The 23,092-nt window shown below is 73.1% G+C and carries 21 protein-coding genes; 12 read left to right on the plus strand and 9 right to left on the minus strand.

Going from position 1 to position 23,092, the window contains the following annotated elements; translation table 11 throughout:
- The first annotated feature begins 36 nt into the window (after positions 1-36).
- Complete coding sequence (gene msrP / locus WME98_RS09925) at positions 37-1,068, plus strand: protein-methionine-sulfoxide reductase catalytic subunit MsrP (RefSeq protein WP_437951086.1); 1,032 nt, start codon at positions 37-39, stop codon at positions 1,066-1,068.
- 2 nt (positions 1,069-1,070) lie between these two features.
- On the plus strand, positions 1,071-1,721 hold the full coding sequence (locus WME98_RS09930; RefSeq protein WP_437333150.1) for a sulfite oxidase heme-binding subunit YedZ: 651 nt from the start codon (positions 1,071-1,073) through the stop codon (positions 1,719-1,721).
- A 57-nt stretch (positions 1,722-1,778) separates the two neighbouring features.
- On the opposite strand, the gene WME98_RS09935 is transcribed toward WME98_RS09930, so the two are convergent.
- Together WME98_RS09935 and gor are read right to left on the minus strand one after the other, a co-directional pair.
- A complete protein-coding gene (locus tag WME98_RS09935) occupies positions 1,779-2,369 on the minus strand; it encodes a DUF420 domain-containing protein (protein ID WP_061624094.1) in 591 nt (196 codons plus the stop codon).
- Positions 2,370-2,540: 171 nt separating this feature from the next.
- Positions 2,541-3,959 carry a glutathione-disulfide reductase gene (gene gor, locus WME98_RS09940; protein WP_437333151.1) on the minus strand — a complete coding sequence of 473 codons (1,419 nt, stop codon included), beginning with the start codon at positions 3,957-3,959 and terminating at the stop codon, positions 2,541-2,543.
- Positions 3,960-4,114: 155 nt separating this feature from the next.
- On the opposite strand from gor, the gene WME98_RS09945 reads away from it, so the two are divergent.
- From WME98_RS09945 to WME98_RS09970, 6 genes are all read left to right on the plus strand, one after another.
- Entirely contained in the window at positions 4,115-5,230 is a 1,116-nt protein-coding gene (locus WME98_RS09945; RefSeq protein ID WP_437951087.1) for a lysylphosphatidylglycerol synthase domain-containing protein, read from the plus strand.
- A gap of 252 nt (positions 5,231-5,482) precedes the next feature.
- Positions 5,483-6,277, plus strand: coding sequence for an acyltransferase (locus WME98_RS09950; protein WP_437951088.1), 795 nt, complete (start codon positions 5,483-5,485; stop codon positions 6,275-6,277).
- Positions 6,278-6,293: 16 nt separating this feature from the next.
- A complete protein-coding gene (locus WME98_RS09955) occupies positions 6,294-6,524 on the plus strand; it encodes an acyl carrier protein (protein ID WP_437951089.1) in 231 nt (76 codons plus the stop codon).
- Positions 6,521-7,696 carry a hypothetical protein gene (locus tag WME98_RS09960; protein ID WP_020739669.1) on the plus strand — a complete coding sequence of 392 codons (1,176 nt, stop codon included), beginning with the start codon at positions 6,521-6,523 and terminating at the stop codon, positions 7,694-7,696. The genes WME98_RS09955 and WME98_RS09960 overlap by 4 nt, the downstream gene beginning before the upstream one ends.
- Positions 7,697-8,027: 331 nt before the next feature.
- Complete coding sequence (locus tag WME98_RS09965; RefSeq protein WP_437951090.1) at positions 8,028-8,987, plus strand: GNAT family N-acetyltransferase; 960 nt, start codon at positions 8,028-8,030, stop codon at positions 8,985-8,987.
- 121 nt (positions 8,988-9,108) lie between these two features.
- The gene (locus WME98_RS09970) at positions 9,109-9,804 is read left to right on the plus strand and encodes a pirin family protein (protein ID WP_437953967.1); all 696 of its coding nucleotides are present in this window, start codon (positions 9,109-9,111) and stop codon (positions 9,802-9,804) included.
- A gap of 124 nt (positions 9,805-9,928) precedes the next feature.
- On the opposite strand, the gene WME98_RS09975 is transcribed toward WME98_RS09970, so the two are convergent.
- Entirely contained in the window at positions 9,929-10,564 is a 636-nt protein-coding gene (locus tag WME98_RS09975; RefSeq protein ID WP_437951092.1) for an FMN-binding negative transcriptional regulator, read from the minus strand.
- Positions 10,565-10,681: 117 nt separating this feature from the next.
- On the opposite strand from WME98_RS09975, the gene WME98_RS09980 reads away from it, so the two are divergent.
- Together WME98_RS09980 and WME98_RS09985 are read left to right on the plus strand one after the other, a co-directional pair.
- Positions 10,682-11,161 (plus strand): hemerythrin domain-containing protein, encoded by a 480-nt coding sequence (locus WME98_RS09980; RefSeq protein WP_437951093.1) that lies wholly within the window; start codon positions 10,682-10,684, stop codon positions 11,159-11,161.
- A 575-nt stretch (positions 11,162-11,736) separates the two neighbouring features.
- Positions 11,737-12,291 (plus strand): hypothetical protein, encoded by a 555-nt coding sequence (locus tag WME98_RS09985; RefSeq protein ID WP_437951094.1) that lies wholly within the window; start codon positions 11,737-11,739, stop codon positions 12,289-12,291.
- A gap of 46 nt (positions 12,292-12,337) precedes the next feature.
- On the opposite strand, the gene WME98_RS09990 is transcribed toward WME98_RS09985, so the two are convergent.
- A complete protein-coding gene (locus tag WME98_RS09990; protein ID WP_437951095.1) occupies positions 12,338-13,357 on the minus strand; it encodes a lactonase family protein in 1,020 nt (339 codons plus the stop codon).
- A gap of 340 nt (positions 13,358-13,697) precedes the next feature.
- Here WME98_RS09990 and WME98_RS09995 point away from each other — a divergent pair, with 340 nt between their 5' ends.
- Positions 13,698-15,278, plus strand: coding sequence for a S8 family peptidase (locus tag WME98_RS09995; RefSeq protein ID WP_437951096.1), 1,581 nt, complete (start codon positions 13,698-13,700; stop codon positions 15,276-15,278).
- A 2-nt stretch (positions 15,279-15,280) separates the two neighbouring features.
- Here the strand turns inward: WME98_RS09995 and WME98_RS10000 are convergent, their stop codons facing one another.
- From WME98_RS10000 to WME98_RS10015, 4 genes are all read right to left on the minus strand, one after another.
- Positions 15,281-15,703, minus strand: coding sequence for an STAS/SEC14 domain-containing protein (locus WME98_RS10000; protein WP_437951097.1), 423 nt, complete (start codon positions 15,701-15,703; stop codon positions 15,281-15,283).
- An 86-nt stretch (positions 15,704-15,789) separates the two neighbouring features.
- Positions 15,790-17,481 (minus strand): MXAN_6640 family putative metalloprotease, encoded by a 1,692-nt coding sequence (locus WME98_RS10005; RefSeq protein WP_437951098.1) that lies wholly within the window; start codon positions 17,479-17,481, stop codon positions 15,790-15,792.
- Positions 17,478-18,320 carry an HmuY family protein gene (locus WME98_RS10010; protein WP_437951099.1) on the minus strand — a complete coding sequence of 281 codons (843 nt, stop codon included), beginning with the start codon at positions 18,318-18,320 and terminating at the stop codon, positions 17,478-17,480. The genes WME98_RS10005 and WME98_RS10010 overlap by 4 nt, the downstream gene beginning before the upstream one ends.
- Before the next feature lie 34 nt (positions 18,321-18,354).
- The gene (locus WME98_RS10015) at positions 18,355-20,175 is read right to left on the minus strand and encodes a hypothetical protein (RefSeq protein WP_437951100.1); all 1,821 of its coding nucleotides are present in this window, start codon (positions 20,173-20,175) and stop codon (positions 18,355-18,357) included.
- 529 nt (positions 20,176-20,704) lie between these two features.
- Here WME98_RS10015 and WME98_RS10020 point away from each other — a divergent pair.
- Positions 20,705-22,285, plus strand: coding sequence for an ATP-binding protein (locus tag WME98_RS10020; RefSeq protein ID WP_437951101.1), 1,581 nt, complete (start codon positions 20,705-20,707; stop codon positions 22,283-22,285).
- Between the two features lie 21 nt (positions 22,286-22,306).
- Here the strand turns inward: WME98_RS10020 and WME98_RS10025 are convergent, their stop codons facing one another.
- Positions 22,307-23,089 carry a Uma2 family endonuclease gene (locus WME98_RS10025; RefSeq protein WP_437951102.1) on the minus strand — a complete coding sequence of 261 codons (783 nt, stop codon included), beginning with the start codon at positions 23,087-23,089 and terminating at the stop codon, positions 22,307-22,309.
- Positions 23,090-23,092 lie beyond the last annotated feature (3 nt).

Here is a 23,092-nt window from a genome sequence, read left to right on the forward strand (position 1 = left end):
CCGTAACCGGAGCCCGGTCCGATCGTAGAATGGGGCATGAGCAAGCTGCCCAAGGAGCCGCCCGCCAGCGAGATCACCTCTCCAGCGCTCTACCTGAGGCGGCGCGAGCTCCTGAAGAACGCCGCGCTCTTCGCGGGGACGGCGTCGGCCATCGGCGGCGGCCTCGTCTGGCTCACCGGCGGCGAGGCCGGCGTGGCGGACGCCGGCGCCCCCGGCGGCGAGGCCGCGCCGCTCGCCAGCGCGCCGCCGCTGGACGGCGCGGCGCCGCGCCGCGAGGCGGGCGAGGCGGGCGCGAAGAACGCGTTCGTCACCGACGAAGCGCGGACCGACTACGAGGCCATCGTCACCTACAACAACTTCTACGAGCTCGGCCTGAGCAAGTCGGAGCCGTCCAAGAACGCCGGCCGGCTCCGCCTGCGCCCCTGGGCCGTCGCGTGCGAGGGGGAGATCCAGAAGCCCGCGGTCATCGACCTCGACACCCTGCTCGCGTGGTTTCCCCTGGAGGAGCGCGTCTATCGCATGCGCTGCGTCGAGGCGTGGTCGATGGTGATCCCCTGGCTCGGGTTCCCCTTGGCCGCGCTGCTCCGGCGCCTCGAGCCGACCTCCCGCGCCCGGTACGTCCAGTTCACCACGCTGCTGGATCCGGAGCGGCTGCCCGGCCAGCGGAGCGACGTCCTCGACTGGCCTTACGTCGAGGGGCTCCGGATCGACGAGGCGATGCACCCGCTCACGATGCTGGCCGTGGGCCTCTACGGCAAATCGCTGCTCGGCCAGAACGGAGCGCCGATTCGCCTTGTGGTCCCGTGGAAATACGGGTTCAAGGGGTGCAAATCGATCGTCAGCATCAAGCTCACGGAGCGACAGCCGAAGACGACGTGGAGCCAGGCCGCGCCGGACGAGTACGGCTTCTACGCCAACGTGAACCCCGCGGTGGATCACCCGCGCTGGAGCCAGGCGACCGAGCGGAGGATCGGTGAGCTGCGCCGCCGCCCCACGCTGCCGTTCAACGGCTACGCGGAGGAGGTGGCCAGCCTCTACAGCGGCATGGACCTGCGGGAGAGCTTCTGACCATGGGCGCGCCCGCGAGGACGATGTCGCGGCCGGGCGCCCAGGCGCGCGCCGGCCGGAAGCTGCCCTGGCTCGTGCCGGCGGTCGTCACCGGCGGGCTGATCCCGCTCGCCGTGCTCGGCCTGCGCGCCCGCGCCGGCGCGCTCGGCGCGAACGCCGTCGCCGAGGCGCTGAACCAGCTCGGGCTCCTCGCGCTCGTGCTGCTCGTCGCGTCCCTCGCGGCGACGCCGCTCAAGATCGTCTCGGGCTGGACGTTTCCCCTGCGCATCCGCAAGGCGCTCGGGCTGCTCGCCTTCTTCTACGCGTGCGCGCACTTCCTGACGTATGCGCTCGTCGATCAGGGGCTCGACGTCCGCGCGATCGTCGAGGACATCACCGAGCGCCCGTTCATCCTCGCCGGCTTCGTCGCGCTCCTCCTGCTCGTCCCGCTCGCGGCGACGTCGACCGCGCGCATGCTGAAGCGCCTCGGCGCCGCGCGCTGGAAGCGGCTGCACCGCCTCGCGTACGTCGCCGCCGTCCTCGGGGTCGCGCACTTCTTCCTCCGCGTGAAGAAGGACGCGACCGAGCCGATGATCTACGCCGCGCTGCTCGCCCTGCTCTTCGCGGCGCGCATCGTCAGCGCCGTCCTGCAGAGGCGCGCCGCGTCGCGCTGAGCCCTGCGCCGCGCCGCCGCCGAGGGCCTCCGAGGCCGGGCGCGCGCGGCGGCGCGCTCACGGCACCGCCGGCGGGCTGCCGCGCAGCATGAAATAGATGAGCACGCCCGTCACCGACACGTACAGCCAGAGGGGCAGCGTCACCCGCGCGACCCGGGCGTGCTTCGCGAAGTTCGCCTTGTAGGCGAAGTAGAACGACGTCAGCGCGAGCGGCACGATGCCCGCCGACAGCACGATGTGCGAGATGAGCACGGCGAAGTAGACGGCGCGGAGCGGGCCGGTGCCCTGGTACTTCGTGTCCCCGTGGACGAAGTGGTAGGCGAGGTAGCCGACGAGGAACAGCGACGAGGCGACGAACGCCGAGACCATCAGGTACTTGTGCGCGACGATCGCGCGGCGCTTGATCGCGATCCAGCCCGCGACGAGCAGCGTGGCGGCCGTCGCGTTGAGCGCGGCGTTCAGCGGCGGCATGAAGCGGAGATCCGCGCCGCCCGCGCCGCGCCGGATGATGAGGATGTACGCGAGGAACGCCAGCGCGGCCGCGGAGAGCACGGCGTTGAAGACGTAGAACGAGCGGTCGTTGGTGCGGGCGAGCAGGCCGACCGGCTTCAAGGGGGTCGAGGCGGGTGTCGACATCGCGCGGTCCATACCAGAGGAGCGCGCAGAGCGCGAACGCGAGCGGGCGAGCCGGAGCGACCGGACGCCGGCGATCGAAGGCCGGCGAAGGCGGACGGACGTGCCCGGCGACCGACCGCAGCCGTCGCCAGCGCACGGGCGAGCGCGCGCACCGGGGCGGGCCGGCGCACGCGTGCCCGCGGGCTACGCCGAGCTCGGCGCGATCCCCATCGGGGGGCTGCGATCCATGTTCCGCAGCGGCTCGCGCATGGTCACGAACTCCTCGGCCGCGGTCGGGTGGATGCCGACCGTCGCGTCGAACTGCGCCTTTGTCGCGCCGCACTTCAGCGCGACCGCGAACCCCTGGATGATCTCGCCGGCGTCGGGCCCGACCATGTGGACGCCGAGCACCCGGTCGGTCGCGCGGTCGACGACCAGCTTCATCATCGTCTTCTCCTCGCGCCCGGAGAGGGTGTGCTTGAGCGCGCGGAAGGTCGAGAGGTACACGGCGACGTCGTGGTGCTCTCGCGCCTGCGACTCCGACAGGCCGACGGTGCCGACGTTCGGCTGGCTGAACACGGCGGTCGGGATGCCGGTGTAGTCCACGCGACCGTCCTCGCCGCGGAAGAGCCGCTTCGCCAGCGCCATCGCCTCGGCGATGGCGACGGGCGTGAGCTGCACGCGCGCGATCACGTCGCCGATCGCGTAGATGGACGGGACCGACGACTGGAACGCGTCGTCCACCACGACCGCGCCGTCCTCGTCGAGCGCCACCCCGACCTCCTCGAGGCCGAGCCCCTTGGTCTTCGGCAGGCGCCCCGTCGCGTACAGCACGCAGTCGGCCGCGAGCTCGGTGCCGTCGGCGAGCGCCGCGCACAGCCCGTCGCCGCGCCGCTCGATGTTCTCGACGCTCGCGCCGAGGCGGAGGTCGAGGCCCTTCTTCTGGATCTCGGCGGCGAGGAACGCCCGGATGTCGTCGTCGAAGCCGCGCAGGAGGTGCATGCCGCGGTGGACCAGCGACACCTTGGCCCCGAGCCCGTGGAAGATCCCGGCGAGCTCGACCGCGATGTAGCCGCCGCCGACGATGACCGCGCGCCGCGGCATGCTCTTGAAGTGGAACGCGTCGTCCGAGGTGACCGCGAGCTCGCGCCCGGGCAGGTCCGGGACCCACGGGTAGCTGCCGGTCGCGACGAGGATCCGCTCGGCGGTGATCCTGGCGCCGTCGATCTCGACGGCGTGCGGGTCCACGACCTTGGCCTGGCCCCAGCGGATGTCGGCGCCCGAGTTCTTCAGCAGCCGCTCGTAGACGCCGTTCAGGCGCTCGATCTCCTTGTTCTTGTTCCGGAGGAACGTCGCCCAGTCGAACGACGGGCCGGCCTGCCCGTCGCCGCCGTGGCCGGGCACCGACCAGCCGTAGCCGGCGGCGTCCTCGAAGTCCTCGGTGTAGTGCGAGGCGTAGACGAGGAGCTTCTTCGGGATGCATCCCAGGTTGACGCACGTTCCGCCGAGGTGGCGCGACTCGGCGATGGCGACCCTGGCGCCGTAGGAAGCAGACATGCGGGCGGCGCGCACGCCGCCGGAGCCGGCGCCGATGACGAACAGATCGTAATCGTACTTGGACATGGTGGACGACTATGCCCCATGCGGGGCGCGGTCGCCGCGCAGCGTGCGCTCACCGGAGGCGGGGCCGGCGCGCGTCCGCCGAGGCCGGGAGGCGGCGCGGTCCCGGGCGCCGCTCCTCTCGGCCCGTCGGCGGGGATTCTGCTAGGGTCCCGCCGTTGCGCTCCCCGACCCACACCGGAACCTTCGCCGGCGCCGCGCCGCCGCGTGACGCCGCGCCGCCCCGCGACGCTGCGCCGCCCCGCGACGCCGCGCCGCCCCGCGACGCCGCGCCGCCCCGCGATGGCGACCTGCCCGAGCGGCGCGCGCCGCGGCTCTGGGCTCGCGCGCGGCGCGCCCTGCCGTTCGCGCTGGCGATCGCGCTCGTCGCGTTCGTCCTCGGCCGCCTCGACCTCGACGCCTTCCGCGCCGCCCTCTCGCGCGTCGACGCCCCGCTCTTCGCCGCGTTCGCCGCCCTCTTCATCCTCGCGCTCCTCGCCGCCGACACGTTCGCGACCGTCCTCGTCTACCGCCGGCTGATCGCCCCCGTCGCCTTCCGCGACTTCTTCGTGCTCCGCGGCGCCTCCTACCTGCCCTCGCTGCTCAACCACCACGTGGGCCAGGCGTTCATCACGGTCTTCCTCGCGCGCGCGCACGGCGCGCCGCTCGCGCGCGTCGCCGGCGCGACGCTCGTCGTCTACGCGTCGTGGCTCGGCTGCTTGCTCCTCCTCGGCGCGGTCGCCGTGCCCGCGAACGGCGGGCCGCTCGCCGGGTCCGCCCTGCTCCTCGCCGCGGGCGTGCTCTACCTCGCCGTCCTCGCGCTGCGCCCCGCCCGGCTCGCTCGCACCAAGCTCCTCGCCCCGCTCTTCGAGGCCGGCGTGCGCGGCCACCTCGTCGCCCTCGCCGCGCGCGTGCCGCACCTCCTCGTCCTGTTCGCCGGCACCTGGCTCCCCTTCTGGTTCTTCGGCGTGCACATCCCCCTCGGGGCCGCCTTGACGTACATCCCCATCCTGATGGTGGCGGTGACGCTCCCGCTCACCCCGCAGGGCTTCGGCACGCGCGACGTGCTCGCCGCCGCGCTCCTCGAGGGGTTCGCGGCCGGGGTCACGCGCGAGGAGCGCCTCGCCGCCATCGCCGCCACCACGACCACCTGGGCGGTGGCGCTCACCCTCGTCGAGGCCGCGCTCGGCCTGGCCCTGCTCCGGGGCGTTTTGCCCCATATGGAGGCGAAGGACCCCACCGCCGCTCCCCCCGCGGGCGCCGCCCCCACGGGCGCGCAACGAGAGCCGGCCTGAACCGGCCTCGCGCGGCCCGGAGCGCGGTGTTGTCACGGGATTTGCTTATGCTCGTGGGTGATGCGCTGCCTGTAATTGGTTTGTAATAGGGTCCGGAACCGCGCCGGGACCACGCGGTACAGCGATTAGAGAGCGATCGACGCGGCAGGCTCCGGGGTATACTCTCAGGCTCCCTGACGTTCCTTCCGTCCTTCTTGCCGGGCGCCCCGCTGAACATCGCTGCTCCGGCCAGGCTGCGCAGAGCGATCCTCCATGAAGAACCTGGTTCGTTTCCTCGCCACCTCCGATCACAGCGTCGCCCGCGCCGTGCGCCAGGTGCGCCGGCAGGTCAAGAGCTTCACGCTGCCCGCGCCGCGGCCGATCGTGGTCCCGATGCGCGTGGCGTTCGAGGCGGCGCGCGAGGCGTATTGGTTCGGCGCTCGCGTGCTCGTGTGCGAGCCGCACCTCAAGTCGCACTGCTCCCGGTACGGCAAGGGTGTCCGGACGGGGAACTTCATTCACTACATCCAGGGCCGGGGCGAGATGATCCTCGGCGACAATGTGGTGCTCGACGGCAAGGTCAACATCGTCTTCGCCGCGCGGTTCTCCGACCGGCCGACCTTGCGGATCGGCGATAACACCGGGATCGGGCACGACTGCCGGATCATCGTCGGCAAGTCGGTGACCATCGGCAAGCATTGCCGGATCGCGGGGAGCGTCTACATCCTCGACTCGAGCGGCCACCCGAGCGATCCGGAGGACCGCAAGCGCGGCATGCCCCCCGCGGACAGCGAGGTGCGGCCCGTGGTCATCGAGGACAACGTCTGGCTCGGCGCCCGGTCGATGATCTTCCCGGGGGTCACGATCGGCGAGGGCAGCGTCGTGGCGGCGGGCTCCATCGTGATGGCCGATGTCCCGCCGTACACGGTCGTCGCTGGCAATCCGGCGAGGCGGGTGGCATCCCTCCGGACCGAGCCGCCGCCGGCCGCCGAGGCGGACCGCGCCGGCGCGAGGAGCAACGGCGCGGACGACGTGAGGAGGCGCTCGCTCGAAGGCAGCGCATCTTGAACCCTGGAGCTTGCTCATGGCGATTGAGGTCGAGAAGGTGATCGAGGTCATCGTCACGGTCGGCGGCCTGCCGGCCGCGATACAGCCCGATGACGACATCTACGATGCGGGGTTCTCCTCGATTCGCGCGCTCCAGCTGCTCACCGAGCTGGAGGACAAGTTCAACGTGACGCTCCCCGACGATAAGTTCAGCCTCGCGCGCACGCCGCGGGCGCTGAGCGCCCTCATCCAGGAGCGTGCCTCGTGAGGAGGACCGTCACCGTCGAGCTCGCGACGCCCGCGACCGAGATGGCGCAGGAGGAGATCCCGAAGCAGGTCGCGTTCCTCTCGAAGGAGATCTCGGACATCCGCTTCGTCCGCGAGGGCGCGGCGCTGGAGTTCGAGGCCCCCGAGGAGCGCGCGGCCGATCTCGCGCGCGCGGCCGAGGCGCTCGCGCGCACCATGCAGCGCAGCCTGCGCTCCCTCGCGCGGAAGCTCGTGTACCGCAGCCCGGCGTGCGACCGGGTCGAGTTCCGCGGGGGCGCGCTCCCCGCCGGGATCACGCAGATGGGCCAGGGCCAGGTCGCCTTGGAGGGCATCCCGCTGCGGCTCTACCGCTATTTCGATCGCTCGCTGGAGGCGCTCGGCGCGCCGTTCTCGCCGAGCCCGATCCTGGTACCGACGTTGATCCCGGCCGCGACGCTGTCGAAGTGCGATTATTTTCGCTCGTTCCCTCACATCGTCACGTTCGCGTGCCACCTGCCGGAGGACATGCCGCGCATCGAGGATTTCCGGGCGCGGCACCAGGACCGGGAGACGCTCGACGACCGGGCGCTCGGCGACATGGCGCATCCGGAAGTCTGCCTCTCGCCGGCGGTCTGTTATCACGTCTACGCGGCGAACCGGGACCGCGTGCTGCCGGCGGGCGGCGCGCGCTACGCCCTCGCGGGCCGCTGCTTCCGCTACGAGTCGAGCAAGATGGTCGATCTCCGGCGGCTCTGGGAGTTCACGATGCGGGAGATCGTCTTCCTCGGGACGCGGGAGAATGTCCTCGGGCTGCGGGAGCAGGGGAACGAGCTCGTGGCGCGCTACCTCGACGAGCACCGGCTGGCGGGCGAGATCCGGACGGCGAGCGATCCGTTCTTCATCGCGCCGGACGCGGCGGCCAAGACGTACTTCCAGATCAGCAGCGAGACGAAGTACGAGATCTCGCTGATGCTCCCGGAGGGCGAGCGGGTGGCGGCCGGGTCGCTGAATTACCACACCGACTTCTTCGGCCGCGCGTTCAGCTGCACGATCGAGGGCGCGGGGCCGATGCACAGCGTGTGCATCGCGTTCGGCCTCGAGCGGTGGGTGTACGCGTTCCTCGCCCAGCACGGCAACGACCCTTCGGGGTGGCCTGACGTCGTGCGGCGGTCTCCCGAGATGGCGGGTCTGTAGAGCGGTTTTTGGCTGGGACTGACCACTCGTCCTCCGTCTTTCGTCCCCGTCTTTCGTCCCCGTCTTCCGTCTTCCGTCTTCCGTCTCCGTCTTTCGTCTTCGCTCTTCCGTGCGCGTGCGCGTGCGCGATTTCCGGGAGTCCGCGTGTGCGTGCGCGATTCCCCGGAGTCAGCGCGCACGCGCACGCGCACGAAGGACGAGCACGGAAGACGGAAGACGGAAGACGAGAGACGAGGGACGTGGGACGAGGGACGTGAGACGTGAGACGGATTAGCGCGGCGCTCGGTTCCGTTGGTTCCGTTCTCCGAGGGATTCTGCGAGGCTCTCGGCCATGCAGCTCGAGCACGTCGCCCCGATCGCCGCGGCGGAGGAGGCCAGCCTTATCCTGCGCGAGGCGTGGCCGCCGCCGGCCCTCCACTACACGGCCGACTACCTGAGGTGGCAGCTCGGCTTCCCCGGCCCGGCGCCGCGCGCCGTGCTCGCGCGCGAGGGCGGCGAGCCGGCCGGCTTCATCGGCGTCGCGCCGCGCCGCTTCCGCTTCCGCGGCGCCGCGTCCCCGGGGTACGTCCTCTCGTTCGTGAGCGTGCGCCCCAAGTTCCGGGGACAGGGGCTGGCGAGCCGGCTGTACGGCGAGCTCCTGGCCAGCGTCCGCGCGTCCGGCCTGCCGATCGTGGTGTTCGTGGAGGCGCGCTCAGGGCCCGCGCAGCGCGTGCTCTACAAGGCGGTCAAAGCGGCCGGCCTCAGGCGCAAGCAGCTGGCCACGTGCCGGAACCACGGCTTCGTCCCCCGGGCGACCGCCGCGCCGACGCAGGCCGTGGCCAGGCCGACCGAGGCCGCGGCCGACGTGCTCGCGGCGATCGCGGCGTGCGGCGACGACCGCGTGCTGTGGTCGGCGCCCGACGCGGCGCAGCTCGAGCACAGCCTGCGCGATCCGCGGCCGCGCCGGCTGCTGCTCGTCGAAGAGGCGGGCCGGCCGGTCGGCGCCGCCGCGGTGTTCCTGTCCGAGATCGCGACCGCCCGGGGGATCGACCGGGTGGCGACGGTCGACACGCTCTTCCTGCCCGAGCCGACCGCCGACCGGCTCGCGGCCGTGCTGCGCGCCGCCTCCGAGGCCTTCGCCGGGCAGGCCACCGCGCCCGTGGTGAGCGCGCCCAACCTGGCGCTCGTCCCCCAGGCCCAGCTCAGGCCGGCCGGCGCCCGCCCGACCGACGCGTCCTTCGACGCCTTCGTGCTCCTCCCGGGCGACGGGCCGTGGCTGGATGCCGAGGCGACCAACCTCGAGGTCGTCTGACCGAGCCCCCCGGCGGGGCGGGATCCATCTACGATCCAGATGGAAGCCATGAGATGAATGCCGATTCACAAGATGGATCGGCCGACGCATCATGAAGCGCATGGCAAACACCACTTCTTCGATGCAGCTCCGCCGCTCCAGCGAGCGCGGCTATGCCGACCATGGATGGCTGAAGTCGTTCCACACGTTCTCGTTCGCCGACTACCAGGACCCGGCGCACATGGGCTTCCGGGCGCTCCGCGTGATCAACGACGATCGCGTCGCGCCGGCGCGGGGGTTCGGGTCGCACCCGCACCAGAACATGGAGATCATCACCTATGTCCTCGAGGGGGAGGTCGCGCACCGGGACAGCATGGGGAACGGCTCGACCATCCGCCCCGGCGAGGTCCAGCGCATGTCGGCGGGCACGGGCGTGTTCCACAGCGAGATGAACCCGTCGAAGACGGGCGAGACCCACCTGCTGCAGATCTGGATCCTGCCGGACCGGCGCGGCTATCCGCCGAGCTACGAGCAGAAGGCGTTCTCGAAGGAGGAGCGCCAGGGCAAGCTGCGGCTGGTCGCCTCGCAGGACGGGCGCGACGGCTCCGTGACGGTCCACCAGGACGTGAGCCTGTTCGTGGGCCTGTTCGGGCAGGGAGAAGAGGCGCGCTACGAGCTCGCGGCCGGGCGGAGCGCGTGGGTCCACGTGGCGCGCGGGAGCGTCGCGCTGAACGGGACGGTGCTCGAGGCCGGCGACGCGGCGGCGATCAGCGCGGGAGGCGCGCTCCACCTGGTCGGGAAGGACGCGGGCGAGGTGCTGCTGTTCGATCTCGCGTGAAGGGGCTCGCGTGAAGGGGCTCGCGTGAAGGGGCTCGCGTGAAGGGCAGATCGGCAATCTGCATCAGGAGCTCCCTGGTTGAGACATCGGTGTTGCCGTGGGGCGGTCCGGCGCGCCCCATGGCTCATCCGGGCTCGCCCCGCGCCTTCATCAGGCGCGCCATGTCGAGATCATCCGGGCTCCCGCGCTCGGCGAGCGCGCGGGCGACGCGCGCCTGGTCGGCGGGCGAGCGGTTCTGGCTCAGCTTGAACTTGCCCTCGAGGCGGTCGATCTCGATGGTGAGCCCCACGATCCCGCGGAGGAGGTTCTCGTGGAGCTCGCGGTCGAGCGCGCTCGAGCTCCAGGGCTCGGCCGCGCCGCGCTCGTGGATGCCGGCGAGGTCGTCGAGCAGCCGAATCAGCTCATCCTGGCTCATCGGCGAAGCGGCGCGCCCGTGGGCGTGCACCACGGCGTAATTCCACGTCGGCACCTGCCTGGTCGGCTGCTCGTACCAGCGGGGCGAGACATACCCGTGCGGCCCGGAGAACACCGCGACGACCGGCCTGCCGCCCGTGGCCAGCCGCCAGATGGGGTTCGCCCGCGCGACGTGCGCGCGGAGCCGCCCGGAGGGCCCGGCGTCGCGATCGAGCACGAACGGCAGGTGCGCGATCTCGATGCCGCCCCGATCATCCGCCGCCATGAGGCAGCCGAAGCTGTGTCGCTCGACGAGATCGAGCAGCCGATCGCGATCCGTCTCGGCGAATGCCGCAGGCGAGTACATGCCGAGAGCTTACACCCGCTCCGCCGCGCGCGGCGCCGGGATGAGCGCCGCCCGGCGCGGCGCACGGGCGTCTGCCCGGCTTGCTCGCGGGGCGGCGCCCGCTACATAGAGGTCTCTATGGACGCCATCGATCTTCTCGAGCGCCATCACCGCGAGCTCGAGCAGCAGTTCTCCGGCCTGAAAAAGGCCTCTTCCGTCGCCCCTGAGCAGTTTTTCACGGCCGCCGACCTCCTCGCCACGCACATCACGCTCGAGGAGCAGCACTTTTACCCCGCCGTTCGGGCCCGCCGCACCGAGGATATCCTCCTCGAATCGCTGGAGGAGCACCTGTCGCTCAAGCGCGTGCTGGCCGATCTCCTGGAGCTCGACACCAAGGACGAGAAGTTCGGGCCCAAGCTGCACGTGCTCGCCGAGCAGCTCGAGCACCACCACAAGGAGGAGGAAGAGCACCTGTTTCCCAAGGTGAAGAAGCTCCTCGACGACGGCGCGCGCGAGGAGCTCGGGCAGGCGATGCAGGCGCGGATGAGCGAGCTCCGGCAGGGCGAGCCCCGCAAGCTCGTCCTCGGCCAGACCGACGCCGCCGCGCCCCTCCCCTGAGCCGCGCGCTGCCCCGCCGCGACGCTCGGTGGGCGCCGCGGCGCGGGCGCGCGGCGGGGCAGCGCGCTCATGTGAGCCCCCCCGCCGCGCGGCGCGCTTCGCGGCTTCTCGGCGATGTCTCGACGCGACACCCCCGCGCAACGCGCGCGTGCCGCCGCCCGCGGTAAGCCGCCCGCGGTAAGGTAAAAAGATGAGCCGCCGCGCGCGCAGGAGCCCACCAACAGCATACGTGAGCGAGAAAATTCATCGGAACGAACACGATTTTTCTAGAAGGGATTCCCCTACAGTCGCTATCGTACACTGTTGCGCGTCTTGCGGCAGGGGCTCGAGATGCCACCGGATTCGATGGATAATGCTGCGAAGAAGCCGCTGGGCGGGCCTGATGCCCGGCGGCAGCCGGCCGGCGCGGCGGGCGCGAGCGGCGGCGCTCGCCGGTGCGGGCGAGCGCTGGGCAGCGCACACGGGGAATCTTCGACGGAGGTAGGATGACGGCTCGACCTGTACTCTCGATTGACACATCCTTCGACCCGGATAGCGCGTGGTTCGCGACGGGGCGCACGCAGCTCTATGGGCGTATGGGAGAGCAGTTCTCCATCGTACCGTTCGGGCGCGCGAGCGCGGAGCGGCGGAGGATCATCCGCCAGATCGCGCGGGCCGAGAGCGGGGGCAACCCGTTCCGCGGGATCGTCGTGTCGTCCCACGGCAGGACCAGCTGCGTCGTGGACGACGAGTCGCCGGACGGAATCCTGCTATCGCACGAGAGCCCCGCGCAGGAGATCGAGCTCTGGGCGCGCGGCCGCGTGCTGTATTTCTGCTGCGGCGAGACGGCGAGCGGCCCGCTGTTCGACAAGCTCCTCGAGGCGGGCGCGCGGACGGTGGTCGGCTTCACGGGCCGGCTCTGCGCCACGACCGTCGACAGCAAGTTCTTCTGGCGGCAGCTCGATCAGGAGCTGGTGACGTGCGCGCTGCACGACCAGCTGGCGCCGGGCTTCGAGCGGGCGCGGCAGCAGTTCCTGGAGCGCGTCGCGACGCGGCTCGTGGCGCTCCCCGACGGAACGGCGCGGGAGGACCTGTCGAGGATGATGGACCTGCTCGCGTCGATGGTGATCCGAGGCGCCGAGAAGGGATAATAGCGCCGGGGCCGCGCGACGAGCACCGGCGCCGCGGGCCTCCCCTTCAGGGGAAGCTCAGGATCTCGACCCAGAGGGGGTTCTGGCCCACCGGAAACGACGTCGAGGCGGTGAGCCGGCCGCTCGCGGGGTCGATGGCGTGCACGCGCACGGCGTGCGAGAGCTGCCCGGCGGCGACGAGCCAGCGGCCGCTGGGGTCGACCTGGAAGGCGCGCGGCTGCCGTTCCGTGGGCGCGTGCGAGACCAGGGTCAGGCAGCCGGTCGGCGCATCGACGCGGAAGCCGGCCAGCGTGCTCGACGTGCGCTCCGAGGTGTAGAGGAAGCGGCCGTCGGGCGTGAGGTGCAGGTCGGCCGCCCAGGGCTTGCCCGAGAAGCCCTCGGGCAGCGTGGAGAGGCGCTGGACCGCCGACAGCGTGCCGCGCTCGGCGTCGAAGGCCAGGAGCTCGACGGTCGCGTCCAGCTCGTTGAGCAGGTAGACGAAGCGCCCGTCGGGAGAGAACACCAGGTGGCGCGGGCCGGCCTGCGGATGCACCTGCAGCGCCTCCGGATCGTTGGGCGTGAGCTGGCCGGTGGCCGCGTCGAAGCGCCACTGCAGCACCGCATCCGAGCCGAGGGCGCTGACGAAGACATAGCGGTTCGACGGATCCACCAGGGTGGCATGCGCGTGGCGGCCGGCGGGCAACACCGCAGCAGGCGCGCGGACCGAGCCGTCGCCGCCGAGCGGGCTGACGGTGATCTTGTGGCCATGGTAGGAGGCGCCGAAGAGGTATCGCCCGCTGCGATCGGTGACGAGGTGCGCCATGCTGTCCGGCAGCGGCGCCGCCGACAGCGGCCTCAAATGCCCGCTCGCGGCGTCGAGCGCGAAGCTCTGCACGGCATAGGGCTCCGAGCGCAACGCGACGTAGAGGAAGCGCCGGTCCGGCGAGATCGCCAGCGGCCCGGCCTGGCCGTCGACGCCGACGGTCTGCACGGGTGCCAGCGATCCGTCGGCGGTGTCGAGGCGCAGCACCGAGATCTCGCGGCTCTCGGCGTTGGAGACGTAAACGTAGGTGGCGGCCTGGGTCATCGCGGTGAAGGGGCTTTCGGCCAGCGCCAGCTGGCAGGGTGGAGTGGAACGCCTTCTATCCGATCCGACGCCCCCTGGAAAGTCGACGCCGAGGGCGCGTCGCCTCGCCTCGAGCATTCGCGAATCTGCTGCTCGGGCATATCGACACTCCGGCGGTCTGAATCGTTGCGGAGCGCTCACCGGAATATCCATGCTCCTTGGCGTCCTCGGCGCCTCGGCGGCCTCTCTCCTCCTCTCGCTCCGCGGAGCGCCGGATCGCGGTCTGGTTCTTTCTCGTCCGAGCGCCGCTCCAGGGCGGCCCTGGTCGGGTGCCGCGCGGTCCGGTAGATCCAGGAGAGCGATGCGACGCAAGCCCTCGATCCTGCTTTCCTCGGCGGCGCTCCTCCTGGCCGCCGGCGCCGGCGACGCCCTCGCCAGCGGCGCGCGTCCGGCCGCGAGCGCGCCGTCGTTCCTGGACGGCGGGCGCCGCGTCGCCGTCGAGCGGCTCGGGCCGGCCGCGCGGGGCGCGTCCGGCGGCGCGCTCTCGCCGCTGCGGCTCCGCTACCCCGACGGCCGGACGATCCACGCGAGCGTGGGCGCGACCGCGATCGTGAAGGTCGAGCCGGGCGCCGAGGGCGAGCTCGCCGGCGCGGGCCTCGAGGTGGTGAGGCCGCTGATGCCCTCGATCGGGCTATGGCTCGTCAGGGACGCCGGCGGCGGCGACGGCCTCGACGTCGCAGAGCGGCTGCAGGGCGCGGCGCGGCCGGCCTTCCTGCGCGAGGCGATCCCGGACCTCCACGTGCGCCTTGAGGCGCGCGGCGCGCCGTTCACGCCGGACGACCCGCGCCTGCCCGGACAGTGGTACTTCGACGACCTCAGGATGGAAGAGGCGTGGGGGCGCACGCGGGGCGACGCGGCCACGTCCATCGTCGTCGTCGACACCGGCTGCGATCTCGATCACCCCGACCTCGCCGCGAAGATGGATCCGGGCCTGGACGTCATCGACGGCGACGACGACCCCACCTACCTGCCCGGCGCAGAGGGCGCGAACCACGGGACCGCCTGCGCGGGCCTCATCGCCGCCGACACCGACAACGGCGTGGGCATCGCGGGCGGCTGCCCCGAGTGCAGGCTGCGGTGCGTGCGGCTGCTCGACGAGGAGCCGCAGCCGCTCTCCGCCTCGGTCGACGCCTTCGAGTTCGCCCTGGAGGTGAACGCCGCCGTCGTGTCCAACAGCTGGGGATACGCCGAGCCGATGCCCGTCCCCAGGGTGGTCGAGGACGCGATCAACCGCCTGTTCGACGCCGGGCGCGACGGGAAGGGGGCGCTCGTCCTCTTCGCCGCCGGCAACGACAACCGGGAGATCCGCGACGACGAGATCCAGGCCGCGCGCGGCGTCCTCAACGTGGGCGCGGTCAACCACCTGGAAGAGGAGACGTCGTTCACGAACCGCGGGAGCTCCCTCGATCTCGTCGCGCCCACGGGGACGCTGAGCACCGATATCGCCGGGCGCGAGGGCGACAGCCCGGACGACTACACGTCGCTGTTCGGCGGGACCTCCTCGGCGTGCCCGGTCGCCGCCGGCGTCGCCGCGCTGCTCGTGAGCGCCGCGCCCGAACGGACCGCGGGCGAGCTCTACGACATCCTGATCCGCACCGCGCGGCCGGCGCCGTTCGCCCTCCCCGACGAGCGCGGGCACGACCCCATCTTCGGGTACGGGATCATCGACCCGGTCGCGGCGCTCCGGGAGGTGCTCGGGGACGAGCCGCCGCCGCCGGAGCCGCGGCCGCCGGAAGAAGGGGGCGAGGACGAGCAGGCGGGCTGCGCGTGCGCGGCGGCCGGCGCTCCCTCGGGCGAGCGGCGCGGCCTCCCGGTCGCGGCGCTCCTCGGCCTGGCCGCGGCGGCGCGCCGGCGCGTGACGTCGCGCGCGGCCGGCGCGTGACGTCACGCGCGCGGCCGGCTCCCGCGGAGCGCGTCCCGCTGCGCGAGGAGCCACGCGCGCGCCTCGCCTTCGGTCTCGAAGAACTGCACCGGATAGGACTGCTGCGTGAGGATCTGCACGCTCTTCGCCGCGAGCGTGGAGACGACGCGCACGGCGAAGCTCGCCCCGAAGAGCGCGATGGCGTCGAAGCGCACGGCGCGCATCTCGCTCGCCATCACCTTGCGCGCCGACGACGAGATGGTGCCGATGCGACGCGTATCCGAGAGCACGAGGACCTCGCGGCCGCTGTCCGACAGGCCCTTGCAGGCGGCGGCGATCTCGCGCGCCATGTCGTCCGACAGGTCGCCCTCGACGACGGTGCACAGCAAGCCGTCCGGATCCTCGCGAAGGGTGAGGCGCGCAGCCTCGGGACCGGGGTCGCTCATACAGAGCATCGTAGCGTCTCGCGTCGAGCGCGGGACCGCATTCCGGCGCAGCGGGCGCGGCGCAGCGGGTGAGCGATCGGCCGAGATCAGCGGTGGATGCGCGTGAACCTGCGCCGGCGCAGGGCGAGCGCGAGCAGCGACGCGCCGAGCGCGAAGCCCCCGGCTGCGGCGGAGCTTCCGGCCGCGGCGGGCGCCACGACGCGGCAGCCGCACCCGCCGTCGTCGTCGCCCTCCTCGCCCTCCGGCGGCGCCTCTCCTCCACCGCCCGCGCCGCCCGCACCGCCGCCGCCGCCCGCGCCGCCGTCGCCGCCCGCGCCGCCGCCCTCCGCTTCGGCCCGGCACGCCGCGACCTCGTCGGCCGTGCCGATGCACAGCGTCGGCTTGCGCGAGTCGCCGTCCTGGAGGCCGTTCACCACGATCACGGCGAGGCCGTCGGCGCCGGCCGTGTCGACGAGCTCCGCGCCGGCGGCGACGTCGTCGGCGCGCGCGATCTCGCCGTACGCGCGGCCGCGCCGCGCCGCGAGCAGCAGGGCGAGGCCCTCGAGCTGCGCGGGGTCGCCCGCGAGCGCGGCGGTCATGGCCGCGCGCCCGTCGGGCGGGGCGCTGAAGTACTGCGCCGACGCGTGGAAGACGCGGAGCCGGCCGGCGTGCGGCGCCGCGACGGAGCGCGGGACGAGGCCCCGGTAGCCGGCCCCGGCGGCGTAGGAGCGCTCGGGATCGGCGTGGAGGCCGGTGAGCAGGTTCCAGGCGGCGAACTCCACGAACGCGTCGGCGAACGTCGCCTGCGCCCGCGACGCGAGCAAGGGGTCGAGCTGCTCGAACCACACGGGATCGGCCTCGCCGAACGCGCCGTCCTCGACGCGCTCCCAGAGCTCGCGGACCGTGCCGTCGCCGTAGCGCTCCTCGAGGAACTGGAAGAAGACCGCGCTCCCGTAGCTGAAGGGATCGACCGGGCCGATCATGGGCACGTCGAGCGATCGATCCGTGTTCGAGAGGTAGCCGCCGACGAAGCCCTCGAAGTCCTGGAGCGAGGGGTCGAACGACTCGGTCGCCCAGACCGCGCTGCCCTCCAGCATCGGCGTGTCCTGGCCGTGATCGTAGGCCGCCTGCACGGCGTGGAAGAGCTCGTGGCTGCCGAGGATCCGGTTCGCGATCCGCGTCGACGGGTAGTCGTAGCCGCTGAAGTCGTTCTCCTGGGTCATGAAGCCGGCGCAGCGGCCCTCGTCGTCCGGCGCGCAGGCGTCGACGCGGAACACGCCGTCGCCGACGCCGGCGAAGTCGACGAGGTAGACGTCGAAGCGGCCGTCGCCGCCGTTGTCGGGGAGGTCCTCGTCGCTCCTCGGCGGCCGGAAGCCGAGGACGTCGCGGTAGTGGACGATCACCTCGTCGTAGATGGCGGCGACCTCCTCGACGAAGTCGGGGACGCCCGTCGCGTCGGCGTCCTCGGCGGGCACCGCGCTGCGCCCCTCGCGCGCGAAGTGGACAAGGAAGCTCCCGGAGGCCGACGCGAAGGTCTCGACCGCGTCGTCCGGATCGAACCGGAACTGGAGCTCGGTGCCGCGCGTGTCCGGCCGATCGAGCGGCGCCGCGGCGGGCCCGTCGAGCGGGGGCGCGTCGCCGGCGCCGCAGGCCGCGAGCGCCGGGGCGAGCGAGGCGGCGAGCGCCGGGGCGAGCGAGGTTGCGGCGCAGGCGGCGCGGCGGCGCCACGAGGCCGCGGCGCATGTGGCGCGGCGGCGCCGCGCGGGGGCGAGGCGCCCGGCGCCGGAGGGCCGGCTCACGGGAGGAAGGCCCACCGGATCTGGAGGTTGGCCGCGCCGGTGTCGCCCATCGGGACCTCGCCGGTCTCCTGGCACTTCGCCTGGTTCTCCTCGTCGTAGAAGTGCGTGACGGTCAGCTTGAGCCTCCGGCCGTCCGCGAGCTGGAGGACGTAGACGGCGCCGCTCATCTGCACGCAGCCGGGGTACTTCCAGTAGCCGGAGAGCGCGGTCGCCGGCGACTCCAGCCCGGAGCCGTCGGGGATGAGCGCGCAGGTGTCGCTCATGTCGCTCATGTCGCTCATGTCGCTCGTGAAGTACTCGTCGCTGCGGAGCCTCAGCTCGCCGGGGGCCTCGGCGAGCGCGTCGTAGTCGGGCGTCCCCGGCAGCCGCGCCGCCGTCACGCAGGACGGCCCGGAGTGGCCGCTGTTGATGCGCACGACGTAGCGCCGGAAGGCGATGTCCCAGTCCATCGATCCGAGCGACGCCTCGTCGGAGATCTCGACCTTCTCGAGGCCGTCATCGGTGAACCGGGCATAGACGTAGGCGTGGGGCTCGGCGGCGAAGGCGCCGCCCGCGGTGGCGTCGATGAGGGAGCGGACCCCGCCGCCGTCCTGCTCGTTGCTGAGCTCCCCGGGCGCCACGTCGGACTGGAGGTTCATCTGCTGGAAGACCTCGTCCTCGCAGGGCACCGGGGTCGGCTCGCTGCACACGGGCCCCGCGGTGGAGCCGCCGCCCCCGTCGCCCGCGCCGCCGCCGGCGCCGCCCGCGCCAGGATTGGCCGGCTCGTCGGAACCGCAGGCGCAGAGGGCGAGCAGGGCGAAGCCCGCTGCGAGGAGAGCGGAAGCCGGGGAGGAGCGCATGTGCGGCATGGTAACAGAAGCCCTGGCCGGAGCGTTACGGCGCGCCGGCGCGCCGGTAGAGCCACCAGTCGCCGACGTGATCGACGGGGACGATGCTCGGGTCCCTGGCGAAGAGGTGATCGGCCCCCGCCCGCCGGCGGACGAGGAACCAGTCGAAGAAGGCGCCGTGGCGGCGCACGTCGAATTTCTCCGGCGTCCACTCCCACCGGAGCGGCGTCGGCGGCGGGACGACGGCGCCCGGCTCGGCGCGCGGCCGGTAAGCGATCGGCGACGCGTCCCAGACGGCGAAATGGAAGCTGAGCCAGCCGCCCCGCGTGGCCTGGACCCAGGCGGGGAGGTGGATGAACGGGGTCGTCGCCCGGGTCGAGCCGCCGTGATCGAAGACGAGGTAGAGCAGCCTGGGCGCGGGCGGGATGCGGGCGATGATGGCGTCGAAGTCGCGCGTGCTGTGGTCGAAGCGGCGGTAGTTGTCGCGCGCGACGTCGCCGAGGGAGAGCGCCGCGGCCGCGAGCGCGAGCACGGCCGGCGCCTTGAGCCAGGGCGATCGCGGCAGGTCCGGGAACGCGCCGAGGGCGAGGAACAGGGCCGCGACGATCTCGCGCGGGTAGACGTACCACCAGAGGCCGATCTGGAGCGGCAGGCTCAGGAACAGGCCCAGGAACACGGCCGCGCAGGCGATCGGGACGAGGGCGGCGAGGCGCGCGAAGGCGCGCTGCCGCGCGTCCGTGGCGGGAGGGGGCGCCGCGTCCGGGACGGCGGGCGCGGGCATGGGGGTGGCGGGCGCGGGCGCCGGCGCGGACGTGGGGGCGGCGGGCGCCGCGGCGGGGGTGGCGGGCGCGGGCGCCGGCGCGGACATGGAAGCGGCGAGCTGCACGGCCGCGCCCCCGAGGCACACGAGCAGCGTGGCGAGCACGAGGCGCGCCGCCCGGCGGGCCGCCGCCGCCTCGGCGGGATCGGTGAAGCTCGTGAACAGGAGCGACGGGGCCTCGCCGAGCCGCTCCCAGTGGAGCGCGGGGGTGAAGGGCGCGGCGTGGAGGGTGTCGGTCCGGACCGCGAGCCACGCCGCGAAGAGGACCAGCGCGGGCGCGAGCGGCAGCGCGATGGGGCGGAGCCGCCGCGTCGCCGGGAACACCACGATCGCCGCGCCGACCGCGGCGCCGATCGCGAACGGGAAGCGGAAGACGTGGGTGAAGAACAGCGCGACGAGCGCGAGCGCGAGCGCGGCCTGTCGACCGCGCGAGGGGCGATCGACGAGCAGGAGCGTCAGGCCGACGACCATCGCGAAGAGGCCGAGCGCGCCCATGTGGTTGAGGAAGCCCCAGTGCGTGAGGTTGCACCAGACGAGGACGAGGCCGAGGACGCCGAGCAGGGGGCTGCGCTTCAGGCCGTGGAAGAGGACGGCGAGGCCCGCGGGCAGGAGCGCGAGCATCGCCGCCGCCGCGACCTTCACCGCGGCCACGGGCGGGAGGACGAGCATGAGCAGGGCGCCGAGCGCGTACATGGACATGTACGGGACCGCGAGCGGCTGGAGCGTGAACTGCTCGCGGAAGTGCCACGCCGGATCGAGGTAGTGCCGGAGCGCCGCGGTCTGGGCCGCGTGGAACGGGAGATCGGTCATCGGCGGATAGCGGACGACCGCGAACGGGAGGGCGATCACGTAGACGGACGCGGCGACGACGACGAGCGCGAGCGCCGCGCTGAGCGGCGCGCGGACCGCGGCGTCCGCGGCGCGGCGGAGCGGGCCGGACAGCGCGCGGACCGCGGCGCTCACGGCGGGGCGGAGCTGGCCGGACGGCGCGCGGCGCGCGGGGGCGGGGGCCGCCGGAGGCTCCGCCGGGGGGGACGGGGTACCCAAAGTGGCGGGAAGCTACCATCTCGGAACCGACCGAAGGGCCTCGGAGGCCGCGCGCAGAGGTCGCGACGTGCCGGCGACCCCTGGCGAGGGGCGCTCGGTCGATCCGGAACCGACCGGGGGGCCTCGGAGGGCGCGCACAGAGGTCGCGATGTGCCGGCGACCCCTGGCGAGGGGCGCTCGGTCGATCCGGAACCGACCGGGGGGCCTCGGAGGGCCGCGCACAGAGGTCGCGATGTGCCGGCGGCCCCTCGCGAGGGGCGCTCGGTCGATCCAGACCCGACGCGAGGGCCTCGAAAGCTCGCACCGAGAGGTCGCGATGTGCCGGCGACCCCTCGCGAGGGGGGGGTACGTCGATCCGAAACCGAAGGAGAGGCCCTCGAAGGCCGGAGGGCTCGATCCGGAACCGACGTGCGGTCAGGTCTTCCCGAGATGCCGCTGCGCGAGCGCAGCGCACGCCGCCCGGCGACGACGGCGGCGGGGCGGCGCGCGGCCCTTGCCGCCGCCCGGCTCCGGGACGCAAGCTGCGCACGTGGCACGCCGCTTCAACACGGCCGGCCCTTGCCGTCCCGACTGGCACTACATGATCCCGGCCGAGCGGCGCCTGCCGGAGGCGCCCGGTCTCGTGGAGCAGCGCGCCTACTTCGTGGTTCACGCGCCGCGACAGACAGGGAAGACCACGGCGCTCCGCGCGCTCGCCGAGCAGCTCACCGCGTCGGGCCGCTGGGCGGCGCTGCACTTCTCCTGCGAGGCGGGCGAGGCGGCAGGCGACGACTACGGCGCCGCCGAGCGCATCCTGCTCAGCTCGATCCGGACGCGCGCCGAGCTCACCCTGCCGCCGGCGCTGCGCCCGCCGGATTTCCCCGCCGCCCCGGAAGGCAACCGCGTCGAGGTCGCGCTGCGCGCCTGGGCCCGCGCCTGCCCGCGCCCGCTGGCGCTGTTCTTCGACGAGATCGACGCCCTGCGCGGCCAGAGCCTCCTCAGCGTGCTGCGCCAGCTGCGCGCCGGCTTCGCCGATCGCCCCGGAGATTTTCCCGCCGCGGTGGCGCTCTGCGGCCTGCGCGACGTGCGCGAGTACAAGGCGGCGAGCGGCGGCGATCCGATCCGCCTGGGCACATCCAGCCCGTTCAACGTCAAGCTCGAGTCCCTCAAGCTCGGCGATTTCGACCCCGGCGAGGTGCGCGAGCTCTACGCCCAGCACACGGCCGACACCGGCCAGGTCTTCGCCGAGGAGGCGCTCGAGCGGGCCATCGCGCTCACGGCCGGGCAGCCCTGGCTGGTCAACGCGCTCGCCCGCGAGATCGTGGAGAAGCTCGCGGTGCCCGCGAGCGAGCCGATCGCCCGAGCGCACGTCGAGGAGGCGAAGGAGCGCCTCATCCTGGAGCGCGCCACCCACCTCGACTCGCTCGTCGCCCGCCTGCACGAGCCGCGCGTCCGGCGCGTGCTCGAGCCGATCCTCTCGGGCACGCTCGCGATCGTCGGCGACGCCTACCAGGACGACCTCCAGTACGTCCGCGATCTCGGGCTCGTCGCGCCGACCAACCCCGCGCGCATCGCGAACCCCATCTACCGCGAGGTCATCGCCCGCGTGCTCGCCGGCGACGTGGAGCCGGCCATCCTGGCCGAGCCGAGGAGCTTCGTGCTCCCCGACGGCCGGCTCGACGTCGCGCGCCTGCTCCGCGAGTTCGCCGCCTTCTGGAGGGAGCACGGCGAGGCGCTGGCCGGCAACCTCGGCTACCACGAGGTCGCGCCGCAGCTCGTGCTGATGGCCTTCCTTCAGCGGGTAGTGAACGGCGGCGGGCTGATCGAGCGGGAGTACGGCCTCGGCCGGGGGAGGATCGACCTCCTGGTCCGGTGGCCGTACCGCGGCGAGGACGGGTCGCGCGCCGTGCAGCGCGCTGCCCTGGAGCTCAAGGTCTGGCGCGAGGGAGAGAAGGATCCCACGCCGAAGGGGCTCGAGCAGCTCGACGGCTACCTCGCCCAGCTCGGCCTGGACGAGGGCGTGCTCGTGCTGTTCGATCGCCGCGCCGCGGCCGGCGACGTCGAGGCGCGCACGCGGCTCGACGAGGCCCGGACGCCCGCGGGCCGGCGGGTCACGCTGCTCCGGGCCTGAACGGTCGCGCGCCGGCGAGGCTCAGGGCGCCCCCGGCCCCTTGTCCTTCGCGCTCGCGACGCTCGCGAGCTGCGCCTCGAGCGCCGCGACCCGCTCCAGCGCCGCCTCCTTCGCGGCCCGCTCCGCCTCCTTCGCGGCCCGCTCCGCCTCCCGCGCGGCCTGCTCCGCCTCCGCGGCGGTCGGGAAGAGCGCTTCGCCCTCGGATCCCGTGGCCAGCCGGACGCGCGCCGCGTCGCCCGCGCCGATCACGCGCAGCCAGCAGCCGAGCACGCGCGCGTAGATCCGATCGACGTTCGTCGTCTCCACCCGGACGAACCCCCGCGTCTTCAGCCGCCGGTAGCGCTGCCAGCGCACCCGATCCCGGCTCCTCTCCCAGTCGGGATCGAAGATCACGAGCTCCCTCACCCCGAGCTCCCGGTAGCGCTCGGGCGCGTCCACGTAGTCCTTGTACGGCTCGTCGGAGGAGACGACCTCGAGCGCGAAGCTCGGGGCGATCCCGGTCTCCCACACCTTCCAGCTGCGCACGCGCCGGCCTGGCGGCACGCCGGGGAGCACGTACACGTCCGGCGCCACGACCTTGGAAGGATCGAACTGCTGATAGTAGATGAACTGGTCCGCCCCCACGAACCGCGGCCGGCCGAGCTCCTGGTACCAGCGCTCGATCAGCGGGCGGAGGAGCTCCACGATCCATGTCTGAAGGGAGTCCTCCCCCATCTTCTTCTCCACAGGATAGAACGTCGGATCGCGCCCCCTGCCGTCGCGGTGCGCCCGCCCGTGAACCTGCCTGTGCGCCTCGGTCGACATGCC

It is taken from the genome of Sorangium sp. So ce296 (assembly GCF_051529605.1).
Taxonomy (GTDB): domain Bacteria; phylum Myxococcota_A; class Polyangia; order Polyangiales; family Polyangiaceae; genus Sorangium; species Sorangium cellulosum_D.

Bases quoted from the DNA above. Each gene is read 5' to 3' on its own strand.
- WME98_RS09995 (WP_437951096.1), top strand. From the start codon at position 13,698: ATGCGACGCAAGCCCTCGATCCTGCTTTCCTCGGCGGCGCTCCTCCTG.
- WME98_RS09975 (WP_437951092.1), bottom strand. From the start codon at position 10,564: ATGTACTCGCCTGCGGCATTCGCCGAGACGGATCGCGATCGGCTGCTC.
- gor (WP_437333151.1), bottom strand. From the start codon at position 3,959: ATGTCCAAGTACGATTACGATCTGTTCGTCATCGGCGCCGGCTCCGGC.
- WME98_RS09935 (WP_061624094.1), bottom strand. From the start codon at position 2,369: ATGGACCGCGCGATGTCGACACCCGCCTCGACCCCCTTGAAGCCGGTC.
- WME98_RS09965 (WP_437951090.1), top strand. From the start codon at position 8,028: ATGCAGCTCGAGCACGTCGCCCCGATCGCCGCGGCGGAGGAGGCCAGC.
- WME98_RS09985 (WP_437951094.1), top strand. From the start codon at position 11,737: ATGGGAGAGCAGTTCTCCATCGTACCGTTCGGGCGCGCGAGCGCGGAG.
- WME98_RS09990 (WP_437951095.1), bottom strand. From the start codon at position 13,357: ATGACCCAGGCCGCCACCTACGTTTACGTCTCCAACGCCGAGAGCCGC.
- WME98_RS09930 (WP_437333150.1), top strand. From the start codon at position 1,071: ATGGGCGCGCCCGCGAGGACGATGTCGCGGCCGGGCGCCCAGGCGCGC.
- WME98_RS10010 (WP_437951099.1), bottom strand. From the start codon at position 18,320: ATGCGCTCCTCCCCGGCTTCCGCTCTCCTCGCAGCGGGCTTCGCCCTG.
- WME98_RS09955 (WP_437951089.1), top strand. From the start codon at position 6,294: ATGGCGATTGAGGTCGAGAAGGTGATCGAGGTCATCGTCACGGTCGGC.
- WME98_RS10000 (WP_437951097.1), bottom strand. From the start codon at position 15,703: ATGAGCGACCCCGGTCCCGAGGCTGCGCGCCTCACCCTTCGCGAGGAT.
- WME98_RS09970 (WP_437953967.1), top strand. From the start codon at position 9,109: ATGCAGCTCCGCCGCTCCAGCGAGCGCGGCTATGCCGACCATGGATGG.
- WME98_RS10025 (WP_437951102.1), bottom strand. From the start codon at position 23,089: ATGTCGACCGAGGCGCACAGGCAGGTTCACGGGCGGGCGCACCGCGAC.
- msrP (WP_437951086.1), top strand. From the start codon at position 37: ATGAGCAAGCTGCCCAAGGAGCCGCCCGCCAGCGAGATCACCTCTCCA.
- WME98_RS09980 (WP_437951093.1), top strand. From the start codon at position 10,682: ATGGACGCCATCGATCTTCTCGAGCGCCATCACCGCGAGCTCGAGCAG.
- WME98_RS09950 (WP_437951088.1), top strand. From the start codon at position 5,483: ATGAAGAACCTGGTTCGTTTCCTCGCCACCTCCGATCACAGCGTCGCC.